Genomic DNA, 25,380 nt, shown 5'->3' with positions numbered 1-25,380 from the left:
TGAAGTATTTATATATCATAGATTGAATAGAATCAAACAAAGTGAACAGGAGATGATTTTTATGAAAACTACAGTAAAAAAAGCCGTAATACCAGCAGCTGGATTAGGTACTAGATTTTTGCCAGCTACAAAGGCACAACCTAAGGAAATGTTACCTATTGTAGATAAACCTACATTACAATATATTATAGAAGAGGCAGTTGCTTCTGGAGTAGAAGAAATCTTAATAATAACAGGAAGAAATAAAAAATCTATAGAGGATCATTTTGATAAATCTGTAGAGCTAGAACTGGAGCTTGAAAACAAGGGAAAAGAAGAATTATTACAAGTGGTTAGAAATATATCTAACATGGTAAACATACATTATATAAGACAGAAAGAGCCTAAAGGGTTAGGTGATGCAATATATTGTGCCAGATATTTTATAGGTAACGAACCATTCGCAGTTATGCTTGGAGATGACATAGTGGATAATGGCGATGGGAAACCATGTTTAAAACAGCTTGTTGATGCGTATGATAAATACAATACGACTATTCTTGGGGTACAAGAAGTGGAAAGAGAAAATACCGATAAGTATGGAATAGTAGATGGAGAAAAAGTTGCTGGGGACACATATAAAGTGAAATCTCTTGTTGAGAAACCAGATGCTGATAGCGCCCCTTCAAATATGGCAATACTGGGAAGATATATAATTACTCCTGAAATATTTGATATTCTAGGAGATTTACCTCCAGGTAAAAATGGTGAAGTTCAGCTTACTGATGCATTAGAGGAATTGAGTGAAAAAAATGATATGTATGCATATGTATTTGAAGGTCGTAGATATGACTTGGGAGACAAACAAGGATTTTTACAGGCAACAGTTGATTTTGCTCTAAAGAGACCAGAGTTGAGAGATGGATTTTTGGAATATATAACTAGCGTATGTGAAAAAGAAAATGCCAAGGAGAAATAAGATGTCAAAAAATAAAAAGAAATACATGCAAAAAATAGTTGCTATTTCAATCGCACTGATGTTTGCAATATCAAGTGTTGCATTTACAATCAGCATACTGTTTAATAATTAATGCCCGGAGGTTGCTATGGCAGGTATCAATAATAGTGAAGAATTAAAAAAAGAAAGTATAGTTGAACTTAGAATAATATCAAAAGAATTAGGTATTAAATCAGTAACTAAATATAAAAAGGGTGAATTAATAGACTTAATAGTGGAGAAAATGAATTCAGAAAAAATTGACTTAAAGGAAATGAAAGAAAAACGGAATTTAGATGAGTATAGTTCTAAAAATTTTGAAGAAAAAAATTCAAATGAAAAAAGTGAACAACAAGAAGCAAGAAAAATGAATTCTAGACATGAAGGAAGAACCTCTTTAAACTCGAATAGCACTGAAAAAACAGAATCATATGTAGGTAATTTATCCAATGACGAAAAGAATAAAGTTCAAGGAGTGTTGGAAATATTGCCAGATGGATTTGGATTTTTGAGAGGAAGCAACTATTTGTCTACAGAAAATGACATTTACGTATCTCCCAATCAAATTAGAAAATTTGGAATGAAGACCGGCGACCTAGTTGCAGGACTTACAAAGCCGGAAAACTCAAATGAGCGATTTAAAGGACTTATGTACATCAACAAAGTAAATGATGAAGATCCATCAACTGCAAGAAACAGAGTTCCTTTTGAACAATTGACAGCTATTTATCCAAATGAAAAATTGAAATTAGAGACTGGAAATGAACCTCTTTCAACTAGGATTATAGATTTATTCTCACCTATAGGAAAAGGTCAAAGAGGACTTATTGTTGCGCCTCCAAAAGTAGGTAAGACTGTTTTGCTAAAAAAAGTGGCAAATAGCATATCTCAAAATTATCCAGAGATGACTTTAATAGTACTGTTAATAGATGAAAGACCGGAAGAAGTGACTGATATGAAAGAGTCTATTAATGGCGAAGTAATATATTCAACTTTCGATCAAGCTGCGTCTCATCATGTGAAAGTAGCAGAAATGGTGCTGAATAGAGCTCAGAGGTTAGTTGAGCATGGAAAAGATGTAATAATACTTTTAGATAGTATTACAAGACTAGCAAGAGCATACAATCTTACTATTAATCCTACAGGAAGAACCTTGTCTGGTGGGTTGGATCCTGGTGCTCTTCATGGACCTAAAAAGTTTTTTGGAGCTGCAAGAAATATTAGAGGCGGTGGATCATTGACAATTTTGGGGACAGCACTTGTAGATACAGGGTCTAGAATGGATGATGTTATATTTGAGGAATTTAAGGGTACAGGTAATATGGAGCTTCATCTAGACAGAACTCTCGCAGAAAAAAGAATATTCCCAGCTATAGATATATATAAATCGGGTACTAGAAGAGAAGACTTATTGTTGACTAGTGAAGAGATGGAAGTTGTATATAAGTTGAGGCGAGCATTTGGAGATGAAAGTTCTCAAATTTTTGTAGATAGAATAATTGAAGAATTAAAAAAAATAAAAAGCAATAAAGAGTTTATTGATTTAACAAAAAAAATAAATTTTAATTAGAATTTATAAAATCATTGAATTAGAATTTTTCTTATGATATAATAAGGAAGTTGAAATTACAAGGATGGAATAAATTCATTATTTTACGATGAAAGGAGTTATATAGCTATGAAGAAGGATATACAGCCAAACTACAATGAAGTTGAAGTTCGTTGTGCATGTGGAAATACTTTTATGGCAGGTTCGACAAAGGACGAAATTAAAGTTGAAATTTGTTCTGAGTGCCATCCATTCTATACTGGTAAGCAGAAGAATGTTGAAAAGGGTGGAAGAATCGATAAGTTCAAGAAGAGATTCAACATGGAGTAGGACTTTTGTAAATAAACATTTAGAGTTTAATTTACAGGTTAACTGATGATTAAAAGGCAGCTTTGTGCTGCCCTTTTTTGTTTAAGTCAAAAGAACAAATTTATATCGTATTTTTAAAATATTAATAAAGACAATAAAAAAGACTCTTTTAAAGAGTCTTTTTTTGTACAAAATAAAAAATTATATCATCATAAAAATATAGATTATTATTCCTCCGGATATTACAGAGAGACCGATATTTTTAAATTTCAGAGAAATTAAAATTACAGCTAAAAGAGGTAATAGTTTTATATTTTCAGGAGAAAGAAATATTTTTCCATCTTTGAAAAAAACATCTTTTACAATCAGTGCTGTAAATACTCCTGTGGGGATGTATTTAATAAAACGATCAAATTCACGAGATGTACTTTTATTGCCTAAAATAGCAAATGGTAAATATCTCATAAGAAACATAAATATAAAAGATGTAAAAATAATTCCAAATTTTAATATGCTATCACTCATTTTTACTTACCATCCTTTTCTCATTTGATTTATCTAAGAAATATCCTATTGTAGTTACAATTAAAGCTATAATTATTAAATCTAGACCACCTTGGTAGATGCTTAGAATCAAATATGATATAATAGCTGAAATTGCAATCATAAAAACGTCTAATTTATTATTGATTTGCAGTACCAATAGTATTACGAACATACTAGACATCATAAAAAAACCTAAATCAAGCGGAATATCTATTATTTCACCAAAATATCCACCGAGAGCATTTCCAATTAGACCGTATATTCCACCTAAAATATTAATATATAAGGCACAATCAGAGTCCCATTCAGGATCTTTATGCAACATAATTTTATTTAGTGCAAAAGTTTCGTCTGCTACAAATTGAGAAAAAAGAACCCTTTTCCAACCCTTTAGAGGTAAATTTTCGCAAGCTAAGGAAGAACTATATAATATATTTCTTAAGTTCATAATGATTATAGTAGCTGTTAGAGTAATCGCAACTTGCGGATATATACCAGCTTGAAGCACATTAGCAGCTATAAATACAGCACTCCCAGAAAAAACTAGAACGGAAAACAACATTATTTCTATCAAATTAAATCCACTTTTTTGAATCATTGCTCCTCCCATAAAACCCAAAGATATATATCCCAAAGCTATAGGAAGGGAGTTAATTATAATTTTTTTTATTTTCTTTTTACTCATAATAAATTTCTCCATTTATTTATTAATATAAAACATCTTATATTATAGCATTTCAAAAAAAAATTAACAATGTAAGGAGTGCAAGATGTGATATAATAAACTTTAGTAAAAAAGGAGAATTTTAACTATGGCAACCTTAATAAAAGATATAATTATTGCGTATTCAGATAAATTAGAAGGAATAAGTGAAACTCCTAGACTGGATGTAGAAATCCTATTATGCAAGGTTTTGGGGTATGATGATAGAATAAAATTAATGATGAATTATGATTTAGAATTAGATGATAATCAAATAAATAGCTTTTTAGAGCTGTTTGAAAAAAGAAGGCAAAAAATGCCAATTGCATACATTTTAAATAAAAAAGAATTTATGGGATTTGAATTTTATGTTGATGAAAATGTGCTTATACCAAGACCAGATACAGAGCTGATAGTTGAGTATGCAATAGATACATTAAAAAATAAATCGACGGAAAAAAAATCGTTGACAGTAATCGATATGTGTTCTGGATCGGGAGCAATAGCACTTAGCATATCTAAGATGGTAGATGATAAAAAAATAAACACAAATTTCATCGCTGTCGATATATCACCAGGAGCAATAGAGGTAATTGAGAAAAACTCTAAAAATCTAGGCGTAAAAAATATAGAGATTATAGAGTCAGATTTATTTAAATCAGAAAAATTGATTTCGCTCAAGGGAAAGGTGGATATAATTGTTTCAAATCCGCCGTACATAAAAGAGGACGTAATTCCAATGCTTCAAGATGATGTTAAGGAATATGAGCCTCATCTAGCTCTCAGTGGAGGTAAAAGTGGCATGGATATCTACAACAGGATAATAGAGGATTCAAGAGACTTTTTGAGTGAAGATGGAATTATAATACTTGAATCAGGTCATGATCAAGCGGATGAAATAAGCTTGAAATTGAAAGAATGCGGGTATAAAAACATATGTAAAGATAAAGATATTCAAGGAATTGATAGATTGGTAGCAGCTCAAAAAAGCTAGCTATTTAATTTCAATTCTATTGAGAAAATTAGCTAAATATGGTATAATTTATGATTGGCATATATTAAAAATATAGATGGAATTTAATTGAATTGTTAAAGAGTGTATAAAAAACAGAAAGGTGGATTTTAATGCTAAATAAGCTTAGAGTTTTAGAAGATAAATATAAAGAACTTAGTGAAAAAGTAGCAAATCCAGATATTATAAGCGACCAACCTACATGGCAAAAACTAATGAAGGAAACATCAGAATTAGAACCAATTGTCATGAAGTATAGAGAATATAGAATGGCCGATGAAATAATATCTGAATCAAAACAAATATTGGAAGAAGAAAGTGATGAAGATTTAAGAGAATTAGCGAAGATGGAATTATCAGAGGCTGAAAAAAGTATCGCGATAATAGAACAGGACTTAAAGGTATTGCTAGTTCCAAAAGATCCTAATGATGAAAAGAACGTAATAGTTGAAATCAGAGGTGGAGCAGGTGGCGATGAAGCTGCATTGTTTGCAGGTGATTTATTTAGGATGTATTGTAGGTATGCGGAAAGAAATGGATGGAAAACGGCTCTTTTAGGCTCAAATGAGACAGGAGTTGGAGGATACAAAGAAGTTTCTTTTATGATAAAGGGTAAGGGAGCATATTCCAGACTAAAATATGAATCAGGTGTTCATAGAGTTCAAAGAATACCTACTACAGAATCAGGTGGTAGAGTTCATACTTCTACTGCAACCGTAGCGGTACTTCCAGAAGTTGAGGATGTAGAAATAGATGTAAATCCAGATGACATAAGAGTAGACGTGTTTAGATCTTCGGGTAATGGAGGACAGAGTGTTAATACTACAGACTCTGCGGTTAGACTTACACACATACCTACTGGTGAAGTGGTATCTTGTCAGGATGAAAAATCTCAGCTAAAGAATAAAGAAAAAGCTATGAAGATTTTAAAGGCAAGATTATATGACAAGGCTTTAGCAGATCAGCAAAAAGATATTGCTGCAGAAAGAAAAAGCCAAGTAGGAACGGGTGATAGATCTGAGAGAATTAGAACATATAATTTCCCTCAAGGTAGAGTAAGTGATCATAGAATAAACTTGACGCTTTATAAGTTGGATTCATTTATCGATGGAGATTTAGACGAAATGATAGATGCTTTAATAACAGTTGATCAGACTGAAAAGATGTCTTCTGTAGAACAATAAAAAAATAAACATATTTTATTATGTAATTATGTAATAAGGTGTATTTTTGATAGAAGTTAGTTGATCTTATAAATTAGGTGTGTATACAGTAAATCTCAAGATAGTGTGAAATGGATACGCCATAAAGAGGCTTTGGTTGATCCGAAGTCTCTTTATTTTTTGTAAAAACGGAAATTAATAAAAATGGAAGGTCGATAATCAATGGAAACGATTATAATGAATATTGACTCTGAAAATATTGATTACAAAATAATTGATATTTTTGGAAAAATGTTAAAAGAAGGAAAGACAGTTATATTTCCAACTGAAACGGTATACGGTATAGGAGCGAATGCTTTAGATGAATCTGCTGCAAAAAAAATATATGTAGCTAAGGGAAGACCAAGTGATAATCCATTATTGGTACATATTGCAGAAGTAGATGATATACATGACTTGGTAGAGGAAGTAGATGGTAGAGCAAAGCTTCTGATGGAAAAATTTTGGCCAGGGCCACTCACTATTGTATTTAAAAAGAAAAGGTCAATACCTAATGTAACCAGTGGCGGATTGGATACTGTAGCTATTAGGATGCCTTCAGATAAGGTAGCAAGGTCTTTGATAAAAGCTTCTGGAGTACCAATTGCAGCGCCTTCTGCAAATTTGTCCGGAAAACCGTCACCAACTAAGCCAGAACACATATTAAAAGATATGAATGGCAGAGTTGATGGAATACTTCTTGGTGGGGCTTGTAACTTTGGTGTGGAATCTACGATAATAGATTTATCTGGAGGAGAAGTGGTAATTCTTAGACCGGGAAGCATAACACTAGAAATGCTGTCTGAGGTGTTGGGAGAGGTGAAGATTGATCCATCTATTATGAATAAAGATGATAATCAAAAAGCGAAAGCTCCGGGTATGAAATACACTCACTACTCTCCGAAAGCGGAAGTATTTATAGTTGAAGGCGATCAAAAAGAAGTTGCAAAAAAAATTAACGAGCTAAACGATGAAAACAAAGAAAAGGGATTAAAAACAGGAGTGTTGTGTCTAAATAAAAATAAAGCCATGTACAACGCTCAAACATTTACGCTAGGAGAAACTTACGAAGATGTAGCAAAGAACCTTTTTGATTGTTTAATAGAATTGGATAATAAAGGAATTGATATAGCATATGCCGAAAGTTATGAAGAGAAGGACTTAGGTATTACTATAATGAATAGGCTGAAAAAATCAGCTGGGTATAAAATAATAAAATTATAACTGGAGGAAATTATGAAAATAGCATTAGCATGTGACCATGGTGGTCTAAATTTAAAAAATGAAATTAAAAAATACCTTGAAAAAAATAATTACGAAGTAATTGATTTTGGAACAAATTCAAATGAGTCTGTGGATTATCCGGACTACGCTGAAAAAGCTGCAAAAAGCGTGGCTAGTGGAGAAACTGAATGTGGAATATTAGTTTGTGGAACAGGTATTGGAATTGGAATAGCAGCAAATAAAGTTAAGGGTATAAGATGTGCTACTTTGGGAGATACTTTTTCTGCTAGAATGACTAAGGCACACAACGATGCAAATATGATTGCTCTTGGAGAAAGAGTAACGGGTATTGGTCTTGGAATAGATATAGTAGATGCTTATTTGAATTCTTCTTTTGAAGGTGGAAGACATCAGAAAAGAGTAGATAAAATATCTGCATTAGAAAAATAAAAAAAAGTATATTATAGTGAATTACGGGGTATAGTATATAATTATATGCTATACATATGAATACGCTTAAGCAAAAAAATAAAAAATATATAGGGAGAAGATTTATGAGTAATGTGGCAGTTATTAAACATCCTCTAATAGAGCATAAATTAACACTGATGAGAATGAAGGACACTAGTTCGAAAGATTTCAGAGAATTATTGACTGAAATTACGATGTTGATGTGTTATGAGGCTACTAAAGATCTTGATTTATGTGAAATTGAAATCGAAACACCGTTAAAAAAGATGAAAGCAGAAGTTCTATCTGGAAAGAAATTAGCGCTTATTCCAATTCTAAGAGCAGGAGTGGGAATGGTTGAAGCATTTACAAATATTATACCTTCTGCTAGAGTAGGGCATATAGGTCTTTATAGAGACCCGGAAACATCAGAGCCATTTGAATACTACTCTAAGTTGCCTGAAGATTTAGAGAAGAGAACAATATTTGTATTAGATCCAATGCTGGCAACAGGTGGATCGGCAGCTGCTGCTATAGAAATATTGAAAAAAAGAGGTGCGACTGACATTAAAATGGTAAATTTAGTTGCTTCACCTGAAGGAGTTGAGTACATTCAAAAATTACATCCTGATGTTGATATGTATATTGCATCGATTGATGAAGGTTTGGATGATCATAATTATATAGTGCCTGGTCTTGGTGACGCAGGAGATAGATTGTTTGGAACTAAGTAAGCTTTTTGAGATTGATGTAGCATTTATATCAATCTCAATGTTTGTCTTTATTAAAAAAAATAAAAGATTATTTATGCAAACGTTTTAAAGGCAAAAATGTGCTTAGTAAGAAAAAAAATAGTTATAGTGCAAAAAAATAACAAAAAAATAAAATATATATACATTAATAAAAAAAAGAAAAAACATTAAAAAAATAGAAAAAACTGACTAAATAATAAAAAATATAATGAAAATATTTAAAAAAACAGTTTATATTTAGAAATATATACCTTGCTCAAATTTAATTATTTAGTGGAATAAGTTATTTTAAAATGGTAAAATATACCATAGTGGAAGTTTCGAGCAATAACTTTAAAGAAAAAGAATTTAAATAAGGAGTGAACTATGTCAAATAAAAAGGTATGGGTCGATGCAATGAAATCTTTTTCGCTTATAACTCAAATAGGTATGACAGCGGTTATATGTATTTTTGGTTGCGGATTTGTCGGTATATTTATCGATAAAAAAATAGGAACTTCTCCTGTATTTTCTATAATATTTATAGTTTTAGGGATTTTGAGTGCTTTTTTAAGTATATACAAGACCTTAAAATCATATATCGGGAAAAGGAAGTGAGGCTTTGGATAAAGAGCTTTTGAAGGATTTAAAAAAAATATATTTAGGGATAGTGGTGTACGATATTGTAGCACTTGCATTACTGGCATTAGCTGGTAAGGCGAGTTTGTCGACCATAGGAGGTGTCATTGCAGGAAGCTTGATATCAATGTTGGCACTTTTTATGTTGGCTCGAGATATCACATCCATTGTGGGAAAGCAGAAAAATAAAGCTGTTTTTGCTGCCGTATTTGGGTACGGGATTAGATTTGCGATGTATGCAGCTATACTGATATTTGCGGCAGTAAACAAAAGTATAAATATTTATACTGTAGCAGTAGGATTGTTGAGCACTAGTATTGTAATAAGAGTTCAGCAGCTAATACTGAGTAAAGTAACAAAAAAACTTGGAAAGGAGGAGTAGACGTTGTATCAATCTAGATATCTTTTGTATATTGGAGATTTAAAGATAAGTGAAACAATTATTGTTCAGTGGTTGGTGATGTTATTTCTGATTGTTGTATCTTTAATACTTACTAGAAATTTAAAGAAAATACCAACAACAAAAAGACAACTTTTCCTTGAGTACGCCATTGATTTTTTGAGAAAAATGGTTAGGGAAACAATGGGTGATAAGTTTGTAAATAAGGTTCCAGGTATAGTTTCGTATATTGGAACGATATTTTTATTTTTCTTATGTTCAAATTTAATAACAGTGTTTGGTATTAAATCACCAACTACAGACTTGGATACTACTGTAGCATGGGGGTTAACTACATTCTTAATGGTGTATGTAATGGGTGTTAAATTCCAAGGTCTTGGATACTTTAAGACTCTTATTGAGCCAACTCCACTATTAGCACCGCTTAATATAATAGGAGAAATAGCAAGGCCAATATCATTAAGTTTCCGTCCCTTTGGTAATATACTTGGTGGAACTATAATAATGTCACTATTTATGCAGTTATTGGCTTACCTTTCAACACTTATACCAAATATGCAAGTTCCAGTTGGAATGTTTTTAATTCCACTTCCGTTGAACTTGTATTTTGACCTTTTTGCGGGTGCATTGCAAGCATTTATTTTTACAATGTTAACTATGGTATTTGTTGGAAGCGTGGCAGAGGAATAAAGATAGTAATTTAGTAATAAATACTTATTATAAATAAAATTAAATTAAAATGATTTAACTAGGAGGAAAAAAATGTTAGAAGGATTAGGTTTAGGAATAGCGATAGCAGGATCAGCAATAGGAGCAGGTATAGCAGTATTTACAGGTATAGGCGCAGGAGCAGGTCAAGGATATGCTGCTGGTAAGGGTGCGGAAGCTGTAGGAAATCAGCCAGAAGCAAAGAGTGATATAATTTCAACTATGCTACTAGGTCAAGCTGTAACGGAGTCTTCAGCAATATATGGACTAGTAATAGCAATAATCTTAATATTTGTAAATCCTTGGATAAAGCTTGGTTAAGTAGCCTTAAAGGAAAGGTAATTTTAAGCGATTGAAATAGGAGGATAATTATGGAGTTTAAGCCATTAATAGGCTTAAGTTATGAACTCTTTATAACTCTGGCAAACACATTTATATTATTTTTGATTTTAAGAAAAATTTTATTCAAACCTGTAATCAACATAATTGAATCAAGAGAAGAAATAATAAAAAATGATATAAAAGTTGCTGAAGAAGCTAAAGAAGAAGGGTTAAAATTTAAGTCTGAGTATGAAACTAAGGTTGGAACAGCAAGAAGCAAGGGACAAGAAATTGTAGAACTTGCAAAGAGAAGAGCTGAAGAAAAATCTGAAGAAATGATCAATGTTGCTAAAAAAGAAGTTGAAACTATGAAACTTAAAGCAGCAGACGATATTGAAAAAGAAAAGAATCAAGCTTTTGTAGATGTTAAAAATGAAATATCAGATATGGCCGTAATGGTTGCATCTAAAATTATAGAAAAAGATATAGACAAGTCAAAGCACGAAGATTTAATAGATGAATTTATCAAAGAGGTAGGAGATGCTAAATAATGACTAGCCAAATAGGAAGTAGATATGCACAAGCACTATTTGAACTGGCAGATGAGCAGGAAATTACTTCACAAGTATACTCTGAAATATTAGACTTAGAAAATCTTATTGATTCTAATGAAAGTTTGTATGACGCATTAAGATCTCCTTTTGTAACAAGGAATGAAAAGAAAAATGTTATGAAGGAAATAGTTTATGGTAAAGTATCATCGATATCATACAATTTCTTTATGGTCTTGATAGAGAATACTAGAACTTCAGAACTGTCTGATATTGTTGTTGAATATAAAACATTACTTAATGATAAAAACAATATTCTAGAAGGAACTGTTACGAGTGCAATTGCTTTGAGTTCTGAAGATATTTCTAAATTAGAGACAAAGCTTTCTGCTATGTATAATAAAAAAGTAGTATTAACAAATAAAATAGACAAGGATATTCTTGGTGGAGTCCTTGTAAGAATAGGAAACGAAGAAATAGATGGAAGTGTTAAATCTAGATTAGATGATTTAAAACAGAGTTTATTTCAAGTAATATCATAGAAACGGTGGTGACCCCATGAATTTAAAGCCGGAAGAGATAAGTTCCATAATTAAAAGTCAAATTAAAAATTATGAGAATAAAATAAAACTTACGGACACAGGTAGTGTTTTAAATGTTGGAGACGGTATAGCAAGTGTGTACGGACTTGAAAATGCAATGTCTGGAGAGCTGCTTGAGTTTCCTGGAAATGTGTATGGTTTAGCCTTAAACCTTGAGGAAGAAGTTGTTGGAGCAGTTATACTGGGAGAGGACTTCGGAATAAAAGAAGGCGATGTCGTAAAAAGAACAGGTAGAGTAGCAGAAGTTCCTGTAGGGGAACAGATGATAGGTAGAGTTATAAATGCTTTAGGTCAACCAATCGATGGAAAAGGTCCTATTGAAACAGAAAAGACTAGACCCGTAGAGTCTCCTGCTCCTGGTATAATGAGCAGAAGATCAGTGTATCAACCTCTACAAACAGGTATTAAATCTATAGATTCAATGGTTCCTATTGGTAAGGGACAGAGAGAACTAATAATTGGTGATAAGCAAACAGGAAAAACATCTATACTTACAGATACAATAATAAATCAAAAAGGAAAAGATGTAATTTGTATATACGTTGCGATTGGTCAGAAGAGATCTACAGTGGCACAGTTAGTGTCTACTTTGGAAGAATACGGAGCTATGAACTATACATTAGTAGTATCTGCATCAGCTTCTGAATCTGCACCACTTCAGTACTTAGCACCATATACTGGAACTTCTATAGGTGAAGAGTTTATGTATAATGGTAAAGATGTTTTAATTATATATGATGATCTAAGTAAACAAGCGGTAGCTTATAGAGAGATGTCATTACTTCTTAGAAGACCACCAGGTCGTGAAGCTTATCCTGGGGATGTATTCTATCTTCATTCTAGACTACTTGAAAGATCTGCAAAACTTTCTGATGATCTAGGAGGAGGTTCTATGACTGCGCTTCCTGTTATTGAGACTCAGGCAGGAGATGTATCAGCATATATACCAACTAACGTAATATCTATTACAGATGGACAGATTTATTTGCAACCAGAGTTGTTCTATGCAGGTGTTAGACCAGCCGTGGACCCTGGAATATCAGTTTCGAGAGTCGGAGGTTCAGCCCAAATAAAATCTATGAAAAAGATTGCGGGTACATTAAAACTTGCATACTCACAATATAGAGAACTTGCGGCATTTGCACAGTTTGGATCTGACTTGGATGAGGATACTAAAAGAAGATTATCTCAAGGTGAGAGAATTGTTGAAGTATTAAAACAAGATGAAAACAATCCTATACCTGTTGAAAATCAAGTAATTATAATATATGCAGTTATAAATAATCTACTTGCTGACATAAGTCTAGACAAGATAAAGGATTTTGAATTAGAAGTATATGATTATATAGATAGCGTTCATCCCGAAATAACTAAAAAGATATTAAAGGGAGAAGATTTTAACGAGGAACTTACTAAGGCGATAGAAGAATTTAAAGTTAAATTTAAAGACGAGATATAACATAGGAGGGGGTAAGTAAATGGCAGGAGCTGGAATAAAGGCAATAAAAAATCGTATTGCCAGTGTAAACAGTACAAAGCAAATTACCAACGCAATGTATCTTGTTGCATCCTCAAAACTTAGAAAAGCTAAAATTGCAGCTGATCAATCGAGTGAGTACTTCAACACATTATATGAAACCATTGTAGAAATATCTATGAATACAAAAGGTGTGAACAGCGATTTTTTGAAAGAAAGAGAGCTGAAAAAAAGATGTCACATTGTTGTTGCAGGTAATAGAGGTCTTGCTGGTGGATATAATTCTAATGCTTTTAAGGAAGCTGAAAAATATATAAGCCCTGAAAGTGATTGTGTTGTAACAATTGGTAAGAAGGCTTTTGAATACTTTTCGAAGAGGAATATAGAGATAATAGATAAAATTGAATCCGTTGAAAAATATGATTATGAAGATGTAAGAAAAATCACTGAAAAATTAATGAACATGTTTTTAAACGGTGAAATTGATGAAGTTCTATTTACATACACACAATTTTTCTCAGCTCTTTCTCAAGAGGCAAAAACTATTAAGATTCTACCTCTTGTATTCGATGTTCCACTTGAATATGGATCAGAAAGATATAAAGAGGAAATTGATATTGATGATCCAGATGTTTATATTAGTGAAGAAATTTTAAGGGAAAGAGAAGAAGCTAGAAGAAAAGAGCAAGAAAAAGCTGAAGAATTTGCTAATGAAATGAAAGGTAAGATGAGTGCTACGAAATCAAAAGTACAGTACTTACCTTCTGCGCAAAAAGTATTAGAATTTTTAATACCTACATATATATCAGGTACTATAAATGGTGGTATAGTTGAGTCATGTGCATCTGAACACGGTGCTAGAATGACGGCAATGGAATCTGCTACTGATAACGCAAACGAAATGATTAAAAGTTTAGAACTTAGCTACAATAGAGCAAGACAAAGCGATGTAACTCAGGAAATAACTGAGATAAGTGCAGGAGTTGAAGCTCTAAAGTAAGGAGGAAAAGATGGCAAATGTAGGAAAAATTGTACAGGTCGTAGGAGCTGTACTTGATGTTAGGTTTGATAGTGAAAATGATCTACCTAACCTATTAAATGCATTAAAGATAAAAGATAAAGATAGAACAATAATAGCAGAAGTATCTCAGCATATTGGAAATGATACAGTTAGATGTATAGCTATGAGTGCAACTGAAGGATTAGTAAGAGGTATGGAAGCTATTGATACAGGAGCTCCAATATCTGTACCAGTTGGAGAAAATACATTAGGGAGAGTTTTCAATGTCTTGGGCGAGCCTATAGACTTAGAACCAGCTCCTGAAGGTGTAGAATACTATCCTATTCATAGAGATGCTCCAGAATATGACGAGCTTGAAACTAAGGCTGAAATATTAGAAACCGGAATAAAGGTAGTTGACTTACTAGCTCCTTACCTAAAAGGTGGTAAAATAGGACTATTTGGTGGTGCTGGAGTTGGTAAGACTGTGTTAATACAGGAATTAATAAATAATATAGCAAGAGAACATGGTGGAATCTCTGTTTTCTCTGGAGTAGGAGAGAGAACTAGAGAAGGTAATGACCTATATGGTGAAATGGCTGAATCTGGAGTATTAAAAAAGACTGCTATGGTATTTGGTCAGATGAATGAGCCACCAGGTGCTAGAATGAGAGTTGCCCTTACAGGACTTACTATGGCTGAGTACTTTAGAGATAAGGAACATCAAGATGTGTTGTTATTCATTGATAATATATTTAGATTTACTCAAGCTGGTTCAGAAGTATCGGCACTTTTAGGTCGTATGCCTTCTGCTGTTGGATACCAGCCAACACTTGCTACAGAAATGGGTGCACTACAGGAGAGAATCACATCTACAAAGGACGGATCAATAACATCTGTTCAAGCCGTATATGTGCCTGCGGATGACCTTACTGACCCTGCTCCGGCGACTACTTTCGCGCACTTGGATGCAAAAACTGTATTATCAAGACAGATATCTTCGCTTGGTATTTATCCAGCGGTTGATCCATTAGAGTCATCATCCAGAGTACTTGATCCAAGAATAGTTGGAAAAGAACACTATGATATTGCAAGACAAGTACAATCAATTCTTCAAAGATATAAAGAACTTCAGGATATAATAGCGATATTAGGTATGGATGAGTTGTCTGATGAAGATAAAATAATAGTATCACGTGCTAGAAAAATACAGAGATTCTTGTCACAACCATTTACTGTAGCAGAACAGTTTACTGGAATAAAGGGTGCTTACGTACCTGTTAAAGAATCTATAAGAGGATTTAAAGAAATCCTTGAAGGGAAGCATGATGATCTTCCTGAATCTGCATTTTTATTCGTAGGAACGATAGAAGAAGCTATACGAAAGGCGAAAGGAAGTGCTAACTAGTGTTTAAATTAAAAGTGGTTACTCCTGATAAGACTTTCTTTGATAAAGAAGCTGAAATGGTAATATTTAAAACGACAGTAGGGGATAGAGCTGTATTAAAAGGTCATATTCCTATAGTGGCTGGAGTTAAAGAGGGAAAATTAAAAATAAAGATAGACGGAAAATTCAAACTTGCTAGTATAGGTAATGGATTTGTTACAGTCGATGGAAAAACAGACACTGTTTTAGTAACTGAAAAAGCTGTTTGGAATGATCAAGAGGAAAAATAATTGAAATTTAAACATTGGCTTTCTATAGTAGTATTTATTGTACTAGCAATTTTTGCAGGTTTCTATTTGAATTCAAAGCATCATAGAGATACTGTTAAAATCGATGATACGTACCCTGAAAAAGTTTTGGAACAGTATTATGAGTTACTAGAACTAAGAGATGGTAGAAATGTTCCAAATGGAATGATGCCATACGAAGAGTATAAAAGATGGTATCTATATGATGATAAGAATAGAGTAGAGGCGAGATTAACTGCTAAAATGATGAAAAATATGAAAAACATCAAAGTGAATAATATAAAACAAATTGATTATACAGGAAAACAAATAGAATTTCCTAGAAGAGACAATAGTGTTGAGTCTTTCCCTCTAGACGATACTCAGTTATATGAAGTAACATACGATGTGACATATTTTGATACAAAAGATAAATCCGTTATGTACAGCGAATATAATAATAAAAATTATAAAAAAACTGATAATAAAGTATTTAAAAACAAAAAAGAAAAAGTATGGATGGTAAAACTGAACAATGGTTCTTGGAAAATAGCTAAATTTGAACAGATAAATTAAACTATTTACGCATCTATATATAAATAAAAAACGCTTAAGAATAAAGACTATTCTTAAGCGTTTTTTATTTATATTTTTATTCAACATAATTACTAGATAGGATTGCGATGGCATTCGCTACTGCATAATTTTTTGAGTGAGATATAGAAACTAATATTTTTTCTACATTTATTGACTCACAAAAATTTTTGAATTCACCTGAAAAAACTACTATAGGTTTATTCAAATCGTCTCTTAAAATTTGGACATCTTTTATACTAAAGCCGCGTAATCCAGTTCCTACAGACTTTATAACTGCTTCCTTAGCTGAAAAATTTCCAGCGACAGATTCGGCCTTAAAGTTTTTACTGCTTAGAAGATCTAATTCATCTTCAGAAAAAAGTTTTTGTAAGAGTTTAGGGTTTTTATTAATTGAATTTCTAATTCTATCTATTTCGATAATGTCAGTTCCAATTCCGTATATCATATAAACACCTCTATTATTTATAGTTTTATTGCTTTTATATATATTTTTTTAATATTCGTAAATAATATTAATTTTAGCATAATCTAGTGAATATTGTACATAGTATATTTATGTAGTATAATTAGAAAGGTAGTAAATTCAACAATTTGATTTCGGTAAGAGGACAGTATATTAGAAAAAAGGTCTGTATTTATGATTTTTATTTTAAAATATTGAGTAAAAAGGAGAAGTTATAAAATGACTGATTATGAAATATTAGCTGATAAGGCAAAAAAAATAAGAAGAAATATTATAAAGATGATATACAATGCAGGTTCTGGTCATCCAGGGGGAGCTCTATCCTGTGTTGATATTATAACTTCTCTATATTTTGGAAAAATGAATATAGACGTTGAAGAACCAGATAAGGCTGATAGAGATAGATTTGTAATGTCAAAAGGGCATTCATCTCCAGCTCTTTATGCAACGTTGTATGAAAAAGGATACCTTTTAGATGACGAGCTAAACCAATATAGAAAAATAAATGGAAATCTACAGGGAAGCCCAGATATGATAAAGGTAAGTGGAGTAGATATTACAACAGGTTCACTTGGGCAAGGATTATCTGCAGCGTGCGGAATGGCACTGGCGTCTAAAATAGACAATTTGAATTACAATGTATATGCGCTAATAGGAGATGGAGAATTACAAGAAGGTATTATATGGGAAGCAGCTATGCTTGCTAATCAATATAAATTAGATAATTTAATGGCAATAGTAGATATGAATGGGTTGCAGATAGATGGAAAAACTGAGGATGTAATGGATTTAGGATCTATATCAAAGAAATTTTCATCTTTTGGATGGTATGTTGTAGAAGTAGATGGTCATGATTTTGACCAGATTTTCAGCGCATTCAATGTATTTGATATGGTAGAAGAAAAACCAGTGCTAGTTTTAGCAAAAACTGTCAAAGGCAAGGGCGTATCTTTTATGGAAAATAACTATGAATGGCATAGTAAGATACCAAATGAAGAAGAGTATAAAATAGCTCTAGAAGAGCTGAGGTAGGTGGAATACATGCAAAAGAATTCGATGAGAGAAACATTTGGAAAAACTTTGGTTGAAATTGGAAATAATGATGAGAATGTTATTGTTGTAGATGCTGATTTATCAGAATCTACAAAAACTATGTATTTTAAAAAAACATTCCCAAATAGATTTTTTAATGTAGGAATAGCAGAACAAAATCTAATTGGTATATCATCAGGCCTTGCATCTGCAGGAAAAACTGTTTTTGCAAGTTCATTTGCAGTATTTGAAACTGGAAGGGCATATGAGATAATACGAAATATGGTCTGTATGGCAAATTTAAATGTTAAAATATGCTCTACTCATGCAGGTATAATGACAGGAGAAGATGGTGCAACTCATCAAAGTATAGAAGATATCTCGATAATGAGAGTATTACCTAATATGAAAGTTTTTGTTCCAGCGGACTCAAAAGAAGCTAGTGAAATAATAAAATATATATCAAATGATATTGGTCCATCATATGTTAGAATGGTTAGAGAAGATGTATCTGACATATATAATGAAGAGTATAAATTTAATTTTGGCAAGGGCGATATATTAAACGAGGGTGATGATTTGTCAATATTTGCATGTGGTCCATTAGTATATGAAGCATTAGAAGCTTCAAATATATTAAAAGAGCAAGGAATAAATGCAAGAGTTATAAATATGTCTACTATAAAACCAATAGATGAAGAACTAATTATTAATTGCGCAAAAGAAACCGGAAAAATTTTGACGGTAGAAGATCATAGTATTATTGGAGGTCTTGGATCTGCAATTAGTGAAGTTGTTTCAGAGAACTACCCGGTATACGTGAAAAGAATCGGCATAAACGATAAATTTGGAATGTCAGGTAAAGCAGATGAACTTTATAAATACTTTGGCTTGACAAGCGAAAATATTGTAAAAGAGGCTATTGATATTTTAAACAAAGAGTGGGAATAAAATCAAAAGGAAATAGCATTAAGATACATATTTTTGACATTTATATACGTATTAAAGAGGATATAATATGAAATTTAATAAAAAGCAATTTTTAAAAAATATGGGATTAGTAGTTGCTACAGCTATTGTTACAACATTTGTGTTGACTCAATTTAATATAGTAGCATTTTTGCCTAATTCAGAATATGAAAAATATAAAAAGCTAATTGGATTGAATGAAGCTATACATGAGGATTTCTATAAAAAACCAAATGAAGAAAAACTTGAAGAAGGAATTTATAAAGGTCTTTTTTATGGTACAGAGGATGTGTATTCGGCATACTATACAAAAGATGAGATGCGCCAGTTGATGGAGTCTTCTTCAGGCAAGTATGTAGGAATAGGAATGTTATTAAAAGCTGAAGAATCATCAGGATTGATAGTTGTGGAAAGAGTATTTGAGAACAGTCCTGCAAAGACAGCTGGAGTAAAAAAAGGTGATCAAATTCTGAAAATTAATGGGAAAAGCTATGCTAATCAAGATATTGATATAGCTACAAAGAATATCAGAGGCGAAGAAGGTACGCAAGTAGACGTTTCTTTTATGAGAGATAAAAAGATAATCAATAAAAAGCTTACTAGAAAAGAAATAAAAATAGAATCAATAAAAAGCGAAATGAAAGAAGATAATATTGGTTATGTAAAAATTGAAAGTTTTGATGAAGATACAGATAAGGATTTTAGAAGTGCAATTTTAAATTTGAAAAAGAATAATATGAAGGCTTTAATTATTGATGTTAGAGATAATGGTGGTGGTCTTTTAGACTCAGTAGAAAAAATTTCTGATCAGATATTGGGAGAAGGCGTGATAGTATATACTGAAGATAATAAGAAAGATAGAGTATATTTAAAAAGCACTGATAAAGAAAAAATTAACCTTCCTTTGGTAGTATTAACTAATGAACATTCTGCTTCTGCATCTGAAATTTTGACAGGAGCAATTGTTGACAATAAAGCAGGTATTTCTATAGGAACAACTACTTATGGTAAGGGACTTGTTCAAAGCGTTGTAGGACTAAGGGATGGAAGCGGTTATAAACTTACTACATCTCAGTATTTTACACCTAACGGAAATTATATTGATAAAAAAGGAATAAAACCGACTATAGAAGTAAAAAATAGCAATGAACAACTTCAAAAAGCTGTAGAGTATTTGAAAGAGAAGCTAAAAAGTAGTTAGCTATACTTAGTCAATTTGTATGAAACGAAAATTGTCGTGAAGAATTTATTTAGATGGGGATTATAGATATGGAGGAAATATATGAACCTTTTGGTAAGTATATCTAGGAATATATACTCATTAGATGAAAAGAGTATGAAAAAAGCTAGACAAGAATGGGAGAAATTTAAATTTCCATTGAATATGCTAGGAAAAATAGAAAATATTACTGTCATGATGGCTGGAGTATATGGTAATTCTAACTTAGAGAATTCACCAAAAAAATGTATTATTACATTTGCAGCTGACCATGGAGTGTATGCAGAAGGAGTATCTTCTCAACCTCAGGAAATGACAAGAGAATTAATGATAGAAGCTTCAAACAAAAGAGGAATACTTTCTCCTATTTCTACTTTTAATAATACAGATACAATATTTGTAGATATGGGAATGAAAGGTGAAAATCCTATATATGGAGTTCTAGACTATAAAATAAGAGAAGGTACGGATAATATCTCAGAAGGTCCAGCAATGAGTGTTGACGAAGCTGTTAAATCAATTGAAATGGGGATTGAAGTAGCAGAACGCTGCATAATAGATGGATATAAGGTTATAGGTGTTGGAGAAATAGGAATATCAAACACTACATCGGCGACAGCTATATTATCTGTAATGTCTGGAATTGATCCGAATAAAATAACAGATAGTGTCACTGGTTTAAATGATAAAGAGATGAAACATAAAATTGAAGTAATAAGAAAATCTATAGAAGTTAACAACCCAAATCCTACAGATGGAATAGAAGTTCTTTCAAAAGTAGGTGGGTTTGAAATAGGGGGAGTAGTTGGTGTAATCCTTGGATGTGCAGCTAATAGAATCCCTGTAGTGCTTGACGGATATATAACGTATGCAGCAGCATTAATTGCATACAGGATCAACCCTTTAAGTGTAGAATATTTAATACCATCTCATTTGACAAATGAACTAGGTGCTAAAAAATCACTTGAAATGTTAAAATTAGATCCAATTCTTATGATGAATATGACTTTGGGCGAAGGAGTAGGAGCTGCACTTGCTATGAATGTTATTGATGCTGCAACATACGCGTACAACAGTGCAATGGATTTAGAATAAGTAAAATGATAATTATAGATATGCTAGTTAGTAAGTCTATTATATTTTAAGGTAGGAGAAAATGAAAAAATTATATTTAATAAGGCATGGTCACACAGTCGATAATGAAAAAATGTTATATTCTGGATTTAATGACTGTGAACTTAGTGAAGTAGGTAAAAAACAGGCAAAACAACTAAACGAATTTTTAAAAGATATTAAAGTTGAAAAAATATACACTTCTACTTTGAAAAGAACAGTACACACTATAAATGATTTCGCAGAATACAAAAATAAGGATATACATCGAATTGAAGGACTAAGAGAAATGAACTTTGGCCTATTTGATGGTAGAAGTTTTAGAGATATTAGAAACGAATATCCAGAGGAAGCAAAAAAATTACTTAAACATGATGCTACTTATAAATTTCCTAAAGGTGAAAGTTTGACGGAGATGTATGAAAGAAATATAAAATCTCTTGATAATGTGATGAAGGAAAATCAGGAATCTGAAAATATAATGATTTGCTCGCATATGGGTACAATCAGAAATATACTTTCATATTTGATTATTGGAAGTCATAAGTTGCATTGGAATTTCAAAGTGCTAAATGCGACTATTACAGTTGTCGAATTTACTGAGAAAATTCCTGTGTTAGAAACATTAGGATATGTGCCATATGATAAATCTTTATTAATGGCGCCATATAATATAAAGTAAAACTAAAATAACTTTATGTAGGGATAGAATTATTGATGTGAGAAAGTATTAAAAAATAAAGAAAGAGTTGTTTGTAGTTTATAAGAAGTAGCCCAAGTAAAATGAATGTTAAAATGAAACTGAGTTGAAAGATGTTTTAAATTACTGTAAAGGACTGTTTATGATATGAAAAAAGGATATGGAATGTGCCCAGGTACTTGTGGAGAATTAGTACAAGGATACATAGATAAAAATGAATATATAAGCTCGTATTGTGTAGATATGTATTCAAGAGCAACTGTATCCGAGAGTCATAGTTCTTCAAATTACTATAAAACTCATAAGATAAAATCACTCAGAGCGATTGAATACGTTTTTGAAAGATTTGGAATAGATAAATCTAAAATGCAAAATATACGCTTGAGTATTAAATCGGAGATACCTACAAGCAAGGGAATGGCGAGTTCAACGGCAGATATAGGTGCGAGCATAATGGCGGCCCTAGATTTCTTAGGAGAAAATTTAGATGCAGATGAAATATCAAAGATTGTGTCTAAGATTGAACCGACTGATGCTATTTTTCATGAAAACGTGTGTATATTTGACCCTATACATGGTGAGAAAAAAGAAGATTTAGGTAAATTAAACTTTGAAAAAGTGCTAATACTAGAACCATTTTCTAAAATAAGCACAATAAAAACAAGGGATAAAAAAGGATATTATAGATATTTAAATAGTAATAAAACTTTTACCAAAAGAGCTTTTGAACTTTTGAAGTCAGGATTTGAGCAAAATGATGTCTCATTAATAGCAAGAGCATGTGAGAATAGCGCTCTCGCAAATGAAAAAATAAAAAACACTCCGTATTTAAGGGAATTATTGAGTATATCAAAAGAATGTAATTGCGCATTCTTAAATATATCACATACAGGGACTGTAGTTGGGCTAGTAATAGATTCGAGTACAGATAACGATAAATTATTGCATGAAATAAAAAAATCGAATGCTTCTAATATATATACTAGGAAGTATTTCAAAAAAATAATTGAAGGTGGACTATCTAAAGGATATTAATCATTAAAAAACAGCGTAAAATATCTATGATGTATTTTTTTATAATAGGGAGGAGAAACTGTTATGAGTAAAATTATGATACTAATGCCAAACGGATATGAAGAGATCGAAGCACTGACAGTTGTAGATTTTTGTAGAAGAGCTGATATAGAAATAGATATGGTATCTATAACAGGCGAGCTTGAAACTATAGGTGACCATAATATAAAAATAATTACGGATAAAAAAGTAGATAACGTAGATTTGGATAGTTATGATGGAGTTGTTTTACCAGGAGGATATCCAGGAACAATGATGCTTAAAAGCAATAAAGATGTATTAAATATATTAGAAAAATTCTTTTTAGAAAAAAAGTTAGTAGCATCAATATGTGCAAGTCCATTAGTTTTAGAAGAGGCTGAGATAGCTAGCAAAATAGAAGGTACTATATATCCAGGAATGGAGGATATGGTAAAATATAAAAAACATATTCAGGAATCAGTAGTATTATATGAAAATGTTATAACTTCTAGAGGTCCTGCAACAGCAACACTTTTTGCATATAAGATAATAGAGTATTTGAGAGGAAAAGAAGTTGCAGACAAAATAAAACAAGAAACACTATCAAACTATATAGAAAAATAATGACTGGTATTAGATATGATTTTCAAATAGTTATATGATTTGTGCATAAATATGAATTTAAGTTTGATATCAGATGAAATAAAGGTTGGGGGAATAATTTTTATGATATTGGTTTTGGGAGGAACTTCTGATAGCTTAAAAATTTGTGATAGACTTTACGAAATAGGAATAAGTGATTTTGTATTGTCAGTAGCTACAGATTTTGGTAAGGAACTAGCTGAGTCTCATGCAAAATTTATTATAAACGGAAAAATGGATAAAAAAGAAATGAAAAAGTATATAATAGAAAATGAAGTGAGACAAGTTATAGATGCGACGCATCCATATGCCATTGATGTTTCTAGAAATGCAATGGACGCATGTGAAGAAACGGATATAAAGTATATAAGATTTGAAAGAAAATCACTGTTGGAGAATATTACATATCAGGGTGAATACATTGTAGATACAATTGAAGAAGCTTGTGGAATGGTATTAAGTAATGAAGAGTGGGAAAATGTATTTATAGCTACAGGTAATAAAAATTTAGGTACATATGTCAAATTATTAAAATCAAGAAATATAGTAACAAGAGTATTTCCAACAAGTGAAACCCTTAGAAATTGTGAAGCCATTGGGCTGAATGCGGATAATATCATTGCGATAAAAGGACCTTTTAATAAGGAAATAAATGTTGCACTATTGAAGCATGCAAAGGTAGATGTGGTAATAACAAAAGAAAGCGGATTCGCAGGTGGATATTTAGATAAGATTTCTGCTTGTGAAGAATTGGGAATACCTGTAATTGTGATAAAAAGAAAGACTATAGATTATCAAAGAGTAGTACACGATGTTTCTGAAATAGAGGAAAGTATAATCTTTGGATAAAAAGTGGGATTTGTTTTTTATAATTAAATCTGAAAACAAAAAAGGGGATATTGTATGAAAACACTAATAATATATTGTTCGATACATCATAACAACACAGAGAAGATAGTTAATTATATATTAGAAAAAACGGATGTTGAGGCAATAAATATTTTAGATAATAAAGACAACATAGCGTTGTTTGAATATGATAATTTAGTATTTGCATCTGGGATTTATTATGGAAATATGGATAGTAGAATATATAAATTTATCGAAGAAAATAAAGAGCATGTTTCTGGGAAAAAAATATTTACAATGATAACATCAGGTTTGATGAGTGTCAAGTATGAAGATACCATTAATAAGGAGTTAGATGTACGAGATCTAGTTTCTTCAGGGTTTTATCAATGCAGAGGATATGATACTTATGGACCTTGGAAGTTAATAGGTGGTCTTAGCAAAGGACATCCAAATGAAGACGACATGGAAAACGCTCTGAATTTTATAAAAAACATATAATTTATTTTTACCACTGTGAATCTGGGTAAATATATTACATATCCACTAAAGGGCGTTGGTAGACTGAATTACCAACGCCTTTGTAATATAAATTACAATTATATTACGGAAAAAATAAAATAAAATTAGCAATAGAAAATGAAAGTTATTATCGGTAAGATGTTTACATTTTAATTTAATGTGATA

General features: G+C 31.7%; 31 protein-coding genes. 28 read left to right on the top strand and 3 right to left on the bottom strand.

Translation table 11 applies throughout. From position 1 onward, the window contains the following. Positions 1–61: 61 nt before the first annotated feature. The 3 genes from galU to rpmE all read left to right on the top strand — a co-directional run bounded on the left by galU (position 62) and on the right by rpmE (position 2,855). On the top strand, positions 62–958 hold the full coding sequence (galU, locus tag C0982_RS01775) for a UTP--glucose-1-phosphate uridylyltransferase GalU (RefSeq protein ID WP_101772530.1): 897 nt from the start codon (positions 62–64) through the stop codon (positions 956–958). A 127-nt stretch (positions 959–1,085) separates the two neighbouring features. Then, positions 1,086–2,546 (top strand): transcription termination factor Rho, encoded by a 1,461-nt coding sequence (gene rho, locus C0982_RS01770; protein ID WP_101772529.1) that lies wholly within the window; start codon positions 1,086–1,088, stop codon positions 2,544–2,546. A gap of 108 nt (positions 2,547–2,654) precedes the next feature. Then, positions 2,655–2,855, top strand: coding sequence for a 50S ribosomal protein L31 (gene rpmE, locus C0982_RS01765; protein ID WP_101772528.1), 201 nt, complete (start codon positions 2,655–2,657; stop codon positions 2,853–2,855). A 180-nt stretch (positions 2,856–3,035) separates the two neighbouring features. On the opposite strand, the gene C0982_RS01760 is transcribed toward rpmE, so the two are convergent. Together C0982_RS01760 and C0982_RS01755 are read right to left on the bottom strand one after the other, a co-directional pair. After that, positions 3,036–3,359, bottom strand: a complete 324-nt coding sequence (locus C0982_RS01760; protein WP_101772527.1) for an AzlD domain-containing protein — start codon at positions 3,357–3,359, stop codon at positions 3,036–3,038. Further along, positions 3,352–4,065 carry an AzlC family ABC transporter permease gene (locus C0982_RS01755; RefSeq protein WP_101772526.1) on the bottom strand — a complete coding sequence of 238 codons (714 nt, stop codon included), beginning with the start codon at positions 4,063–4,065 and terminating at the stop codon, positions 3,352–3,354. The genes C0982_RS01760 and C0982_RS01755 overlap by 8 nt, the downstream gene beginning before the upstream one ends. 127 nt (positions 4,066–4,192) lie before the next feature. On the opposite strand from C0982_RS01755, the gene prmC reads away from it, so the two are divergent. The 16 genes from prmC to C0982_RS01675 all read left to right on the top strand — a co-directional run bounded on the left by prmC (position 4,193) and on the right by C0982_RS01675 (position 16,650). Beyond that, positions 4,193–5,077: a peptide chain release factor N(5)-glutamine methyltransferase gene (gene prmC / locus C0982_RS01750; RefSeq protein WP_101772525.1), complete on the top strand. Its 885-nt coding sequence runs from the start codon at positions 4,193–4,195 to the stop codon at positions 5,075–5,077. Between the two features lie 131 nt (positions 5,078–5,208). Continuing rightward, a complete protein-coding gene (gene prfA, locus C0982_RS01745) occupies positions 5,209–6,279 on the top strand; it encodes a peptide chain release factor 1 (RefSeq protein WP_101772524.1) in 1,071 nt (356 codons plus the stop codon). Positions 6,280–6,480: 201 nt separating this feature from the next. Then, on the top strand, positions 6,481–7,521 hold the full coding sequence (locus tag C0982_RS01740; RefSeq protein WP_101772523.1) for an L-threonylcarbamoyladenylate synthase: 1,041 nt from the start codon (positions 6,481–6,483) through the stop codon (positions 7,519–7,521). Positions 7,522–7,533: 12 nt separating this feature from the next. Next, positions 7,534–7,971 (top strand): ribose 5-phosphate isomerase B, encoded by a 438-nt coding sequence (gene rpiB / locus C0982_RS01735; protein WP_101772522.1) that lies wholly within the window; start codon positions 7,534–7,536, stop codon positions 7,969–7,971. 104 nt (positions 7,972–8,075) lie between these two features. Then, positions 8,076–8,705 (top strand): uracil phosphoribosyltransferase, encoded by a 630-nt coding sequence (gene upp, locus C0982_RS01730; RefSeq protein ID WP_101772521.1) that lies wholly within the window; start codon positions 8,076–8,078, stop codon positions 8,703–8,705. A 384-nt stretch (positions 8,706–9,089) separates the two neighbouring features. Continuing rightward, positions 9,090–9,320 (top strand): AtpZ/AtpI family protein, encoded by a 231-nt coding sequence (locus C0982_RS01725; RefSeq protein WP_101772520.1) that lies wholly within the window; start codon positions 9,090–9,092, stop codon positions 9,318–9,320. 4 nt (positions 9,321–9,324) lie between these two features. After that, positions 9,325–9,723, top strand: coding sequence for an ATP synthase subunit I (locus C0982_RS01720; protein WP_180946840.1), 399 nt, complete (start codon positions 9,325–9,327; stop codon positions 9,721–9,723). 3 nt (positions 9,724–9,726) lie between these two features. Then, on the top strand, positions 9,727–10,431 hold the full coding sequence (gene atpB, locus C0982_RS01715; protein WP_101772518.1) for a F0F1 ATP synthase subunit A: 705 nt from the start codon (positions 9,727–9,729) through the stop codon (positions 10,429–10,431). Between the two features lie 72 nt (positions 10,432–10,503). Beyond that, a complete protein-coding gene (atpE, locus tag C0982_RS01710; RefSeq protein WP_101772517.1) occupies positions 10,504–10,770 on the top strand; it encodes an ATP synthase F0 subunit C in 267 nt (88 codons plus the stop codon). Positions 10,771–10,820: 50 nt separating this feature from the next. Further along, the gene (gene atpF / locus C0982_RS01705) at positions 10,821–11,321 is read left to right on the top strand and encodes a F0F1 ATP synthase subunit B (protein ID WP_101772516.1); all 501 of its coding nucleotides are present in this window, start codon (positions 10,821–10,823) and stop codon (positions 11,319–11,321) included. After that, positions 11,321–11,863, top strand: coding sequence for a F0F1 ATP synthase subunit delta (locus C0982_RS01700; RefSeq protein ID WP_101772515.1), 543 nt, complete (start codon positions 11,321–11,323; stop codon positions 11,861–11,863). Before atpF ends, C0982_RS01700 begins: the two co-directional genes overlap by 1 nt. A 16-nt stretch (positions 11,864–11,879) precedes the next feature. After that, positions 11,880–13,382: a F0F1 ATP synthase subunit alpha gene (gene atpA, locus C0982_RS01695; RefSeq protein ID WP_101772514.1), complete on the top strand. Its 1,503-nt coding sequence runs from the start codon at positions 11,880–11,882 to the stop codon at positions 13,380–13,382. Between the two features lie 19 nt (positions 13,383–13,401). Beyond that, positions 13,402–14,400 carry an ATP synthase F1 subunit gamma gene (atpG, locus tag C0982_RS01690; RefSeq protein ID WP_101772513.1) on the top strand — a complete coding sequence of 333 codons (999 nt, stop codon included), beginning with the start codon at positions 13,402–13,404 and terminating at the stop codon, positions 14,398–14,400. Between the two features lie 10 nt (positions 14,401–14,410). Next, a complete protein-coding gene (gene atpD, locus C0982_RS01685; RefSeq protein ID WP_101772512.1) occupies positions 14,411–15,808 on the top strand; it encodes a F0F1 ATP synthase subunit beta in 1,398 nt (465 codons plus the stop codon). After that, entirely contained in the window at positions 15,808–16,077 is a 270-nt protein-coding gene (locus C0982_RS01680) for a FoF1 ATP synthase subunit delta/epsilon (RefSeq protein WP_101772511.1), read from the top strand. Before atpD ends, C0982_RS01680 begins: the two co-directional genes overlap by 1 nt. Beyond that, complete coding sequence (locus tag C0982_RS01675) at positions 16,078–16,650, top strand: KH domain-containing protein (protein ID WP_101772510.1); 573 nt, start codon at positions 16,078–16,080, stop codon at positions 16,648–16,650. It abuts the gene before it with no gap. 76 nt (positions 16,651–16,726) lie between these two features. On the opposite strand, the gene acpS is transcribed toward C0982_RS01675, so the two are convergent. Next, on the bottom strand, positions 16,727–17,116 hold the full coding sequence (gene acpS, locus C0982_RS01670; RefSeq protein ID WP_101772509.1) for a holo-ACP synthase: 390 nt from the start codon (positions 17,114–17,116) through the stop codon (positions 16,727–16,729). A gap of 237 nt (positions 17,117–17,353) precedes the next feature. Between acpS and C0982_RS01665 the strand changes: the two genes are divergently transcribed. The 9 genes from C0982_RS01665 (at position 17,354) to C0982_RS01625 (ending at position 25,194) form a co-directional block, all read left to right on the top strand. Continuing rightward, the gene (locus tag C0982_RS01665) at positions 17,354–18,166 is read left to right on the top strand and encodes a transketolase (protein WP_101772508.1); all 813 of its coding nucleotides are present in this window, start codon (positions 17,354–17,356) and stop codon (positions 18,164–18,166) included. A 9-nt stretch (positions 18,167–18,175) separates the two neighbouring features. Further along, positions 18,176–19,117, top strand: coding sequence for a transketolase family protein (locus tag C0982_RS01660; RefSeq protein WP_101772507.1), 942 nt, complete (start codon positions 18,176–18,178; stop codon positions 19,115–19,117). A gap of 67 nt (positions 19,118–19,184) precedes the next feature. Then, positions 19,185–20,336 (top strand): S41 family peptidase, encoded by a 1,152-nt coding sequence (locus tag C0982_RS01655; protein ID WP_101772506.1) that lies wholly within the window; start codon positions 19,185–19,187, stop codon positions 20,334–20,336. A gap of 81 nt (positions 20,337–20,417) precedes the next feature. Continuing rightward, positions 20,418–21,449, top strand: coding sequence for a nicotinate-nucleotide--dimethylbenzimidazole phosphoribosyltransferase (gene cobT, locus C0982_RS01650; RefSeq protein WP_101772505.1), 1,032 nt, complete (start codon positions 20,418–20,420; stop codon positions 21,447–21,449). Positions 21,450–21,510: 61 nt separating this feature from the next. Then, positions 21,511–22,149, top strand: coding sequence for a histidine phosphatase family protein (locus C0982_RS01645; protein WP_101772504.1), 639 nt, complete (start codon positions 21,511–21,513; stop codon positions 22,147–22,149). A gap of 165 nt (positions 22,150–22,314) precedes the next feature. After that, entirely contained in the window at positions 22,315–23,202 is an 888-nt protein-coding gene (locus C0982_RS01640) for a GHMP family kinase ATP-binding protein (RefSeq protein ID WP_101772503.1), read from the top strand. Positions 23,203–23,265: 63 nt separating this feature from the next. After that, positions 23,266–23,826: a DJ-1 family glyoxalase III gene (locus tag C0982_RS01635; protein ID WP_101772502.1), complete on the top strand. Its 561-nt coding sequence runs from the start codon at positions 23,266–23,268 to the stop codon at positions 23,824–23,826. Between the two features lie 102 nt (positions 23,827–23,928). Then, on the top strand, positions 23,929–24,693 hold the full coding sequence (cobK, locus tag C0982_RS01630) for a precorrin-6A reductase (protein WP_101772501.1): 765 nt from the start codon (positions 23,929–23,931) through the stop codon (positions 24,691–24,693). A 54-nt stretch (positions 24,694–24,747) separates the two neighbouring features. Beyond that, positions 24,748–25,194: a flavodoxin domain-containing protein gene (locus C0982_RS01625; protein ID WP_101772500.1), complete on the top strand. Its 447-nt coding sequence runs from the start codon at positions 24,748–24,750 to the stop codon at positions 25,192–25,194. Positions 25,195–25,380: the final 186 nt, after the last annotated feature.

This window comes from Peptostreptococcus faecalis (genome assembly GCF_900240845.1).
Taxonomy (GTDB): Bacteria; Bacillota; Clostridia; order Peptostreptococcales; family Peptostreptococcaceae; genus Peptostreptococcus; species Peptostreptococcus faecalis.
Note: the sequence above shows the minus strand (reverse complement) of the source record. Positions and strands in the feature narration are given on the sequence as shown.

Bases quoted from the DNA above. Each gene is read 5' to 3' on its own strand.
- atpE (WP_101772517.1), top strand. From the start codon at position 10,504: ATGTTAGAAGGATTAGGTTTAGGAATAGCGATAGCAGGATCAGCAATA.
- C0982_RS01625 (WP_101772500.1), top strand. From the start codon at position 24,748: ATGAAAACACTAATAATATATTGTTCGATACATCATAACAACACAGAG.
- atpF (WP_101772516.1), top strand. From the start codon at position 10,821: ATGGAGTTTAAGCCATTAATAGGCTTAAGTTATGAACTCTTTATAACT.
- C0982_RS01740 (WP_101772523.1), top strand. From the start codon at position 6,481: ATGGAAACGATTATAATGAATATTGACTCTGAAAATATTGATTACAAA.
- prfA (WP_101772524.1), top strand. From the start codon at position 5,209: ATGCTAAATAAGCTTAGAGTTTTAGAAGATAAATATAAAGAACTTAGT.
- C0982_RS01760 (WP_101772527.1), bottom strand. From the start codon at position 3,359: ATGAGTGATAGCATATTAAAATTTGGAATTATTTTTACATCTTTTATA.
- cobK (WP_101772501.1), top strand. From the start codon at position 23,929: ATGATATTGGTTTTGGGAGGAACTTCTGATAGCTTAAAAATTTGTGAT.
- upp (WP_101772521.1), top strand. From the start codon at position 8,076: ATGAGTAATGTGGCAGTTATTAAACATCCTCTAATAGAGCATAAATTA.
- prmC (WP_101772525.1), top strand. From the start codon at position 4,193: ATGGCAACCTTAATAAAAGATATAATTATTGCGTATTCAGATAAATTA.
- C0982_RS01700 (WP_101772515.1), top strand. From the start codon at position 11,321: ATGACTAGCCAAATAGGAAGTAGATATGCACAAGCACTATTTGAACTG.
- C0982_RS01665 (WP_101772508.1), top strand. From the start codon at position 17,354: ATGACTGATTATGAAATATTAGCTGATAAGGCAAAAAAAATAAGAAGA.
- rpiB (WP_101772522.1), top strand. From the start codon at position 7,534: ATGAAAATAGCATTAGCATGTGACCATGGTGGTCTAAATTTAAAAAAT.
- C0982_RS01725 (WP_101772520.1), top strand. From the start codon at position 9,090: ATGTCAAATAAAAAGGTATGGGTCGATGCAATGAAATCTTTTTCGCTT.
- C0982_RS01660 (WP_101772507.1), top strand. From the start codon at position 18,176: ATGCAAAAGAATTCGATGAGAGAAACATTTGGAAAAACTTTGGTTGAA.
- cobT (WP_101772505.1), top strand. From the start codon at position 20,418: ATGAACCTTTTGGTAAGTATATCTAGGAATATATACTCATTAGATGAA.
- rho (WP_101772529.1), top strand. From the start codon at position 1,086: ATGGCAGGTATCAATAATAGTGAAGAATTAAAAAAAGAAAGTATAGTT.
- atpG (WP_101772513.1), top strand. From the start codon at position 13,402: ATGGCAGGAGCTGGAATAAAGGCAATAAAAAATCGTATTGCCAGTGTA.
- atpA (WP_101772514.1), top strand. From the start codon at position 11,880: ATGAATTTAAAGCCGGAAGAGATAAGTTCCATAATTAAAAGTCAAATT.
- galU (WP_101772530.1), top strand. From the start codon at position 62: ATGAAAACTACAGTAAAAAAAGCCGTAATACCAGCAGCTGGATTAGGT.
- C0982_RS01655 (WP_101772506.1), top strand. From the start codon at position 19,185: ATGAAATTTAATAAAAAGCAATTTTTAAAAAATATGGGATTAGTAGTT.
- C0982_RS01755 (WP_101772526.1), bottom strand. From the start codon at position 4,065: ATGAGTAAAAAGAAAATAAAAAAAATTATAATTAACTCCCTTCCTATA.
- C0982_RS01640 (WP_101772503.1), top strand. From the start codon at position 22,315: ATGAAAAAAGGATATGGAATGTGCCCAGGTACTTGTGGAGAATTAGTA.
- atpD (WP_101772512.1), top strand. From the start codon at position 14,411: ATGGCAAATGTAGGAAAAATTGTACAGGTCGTAGGAGCTGTACTTGAT.
- C0982_RS01645 (WP_101772504.1), top strand. From the start codon at position 21,511: ATGAAAAAATTATATTTAATAAGGCATGGTCACACAGTCGATAATGAA.
- acpS (WP_101772509.1), bottom strand. From the start codon at position 17,116: ATGATATACGGAATTGGAACTGACATTATCGAAATAGATAGAATTAGA.
- C0982_RS01635 (WP_101772502.1), top strand. From the start codon at position 23,266: ATGAGTAAAATTATGATACTAATGCCAAACGGATATGAAGAGATCGAA.
- rpmE (WP_101772528.1), top strand. From the start codon at position 2,655: ATGAAGAAGGATATACAGCCAAACTACAATGAAGTTGAAGTTCGTTGT.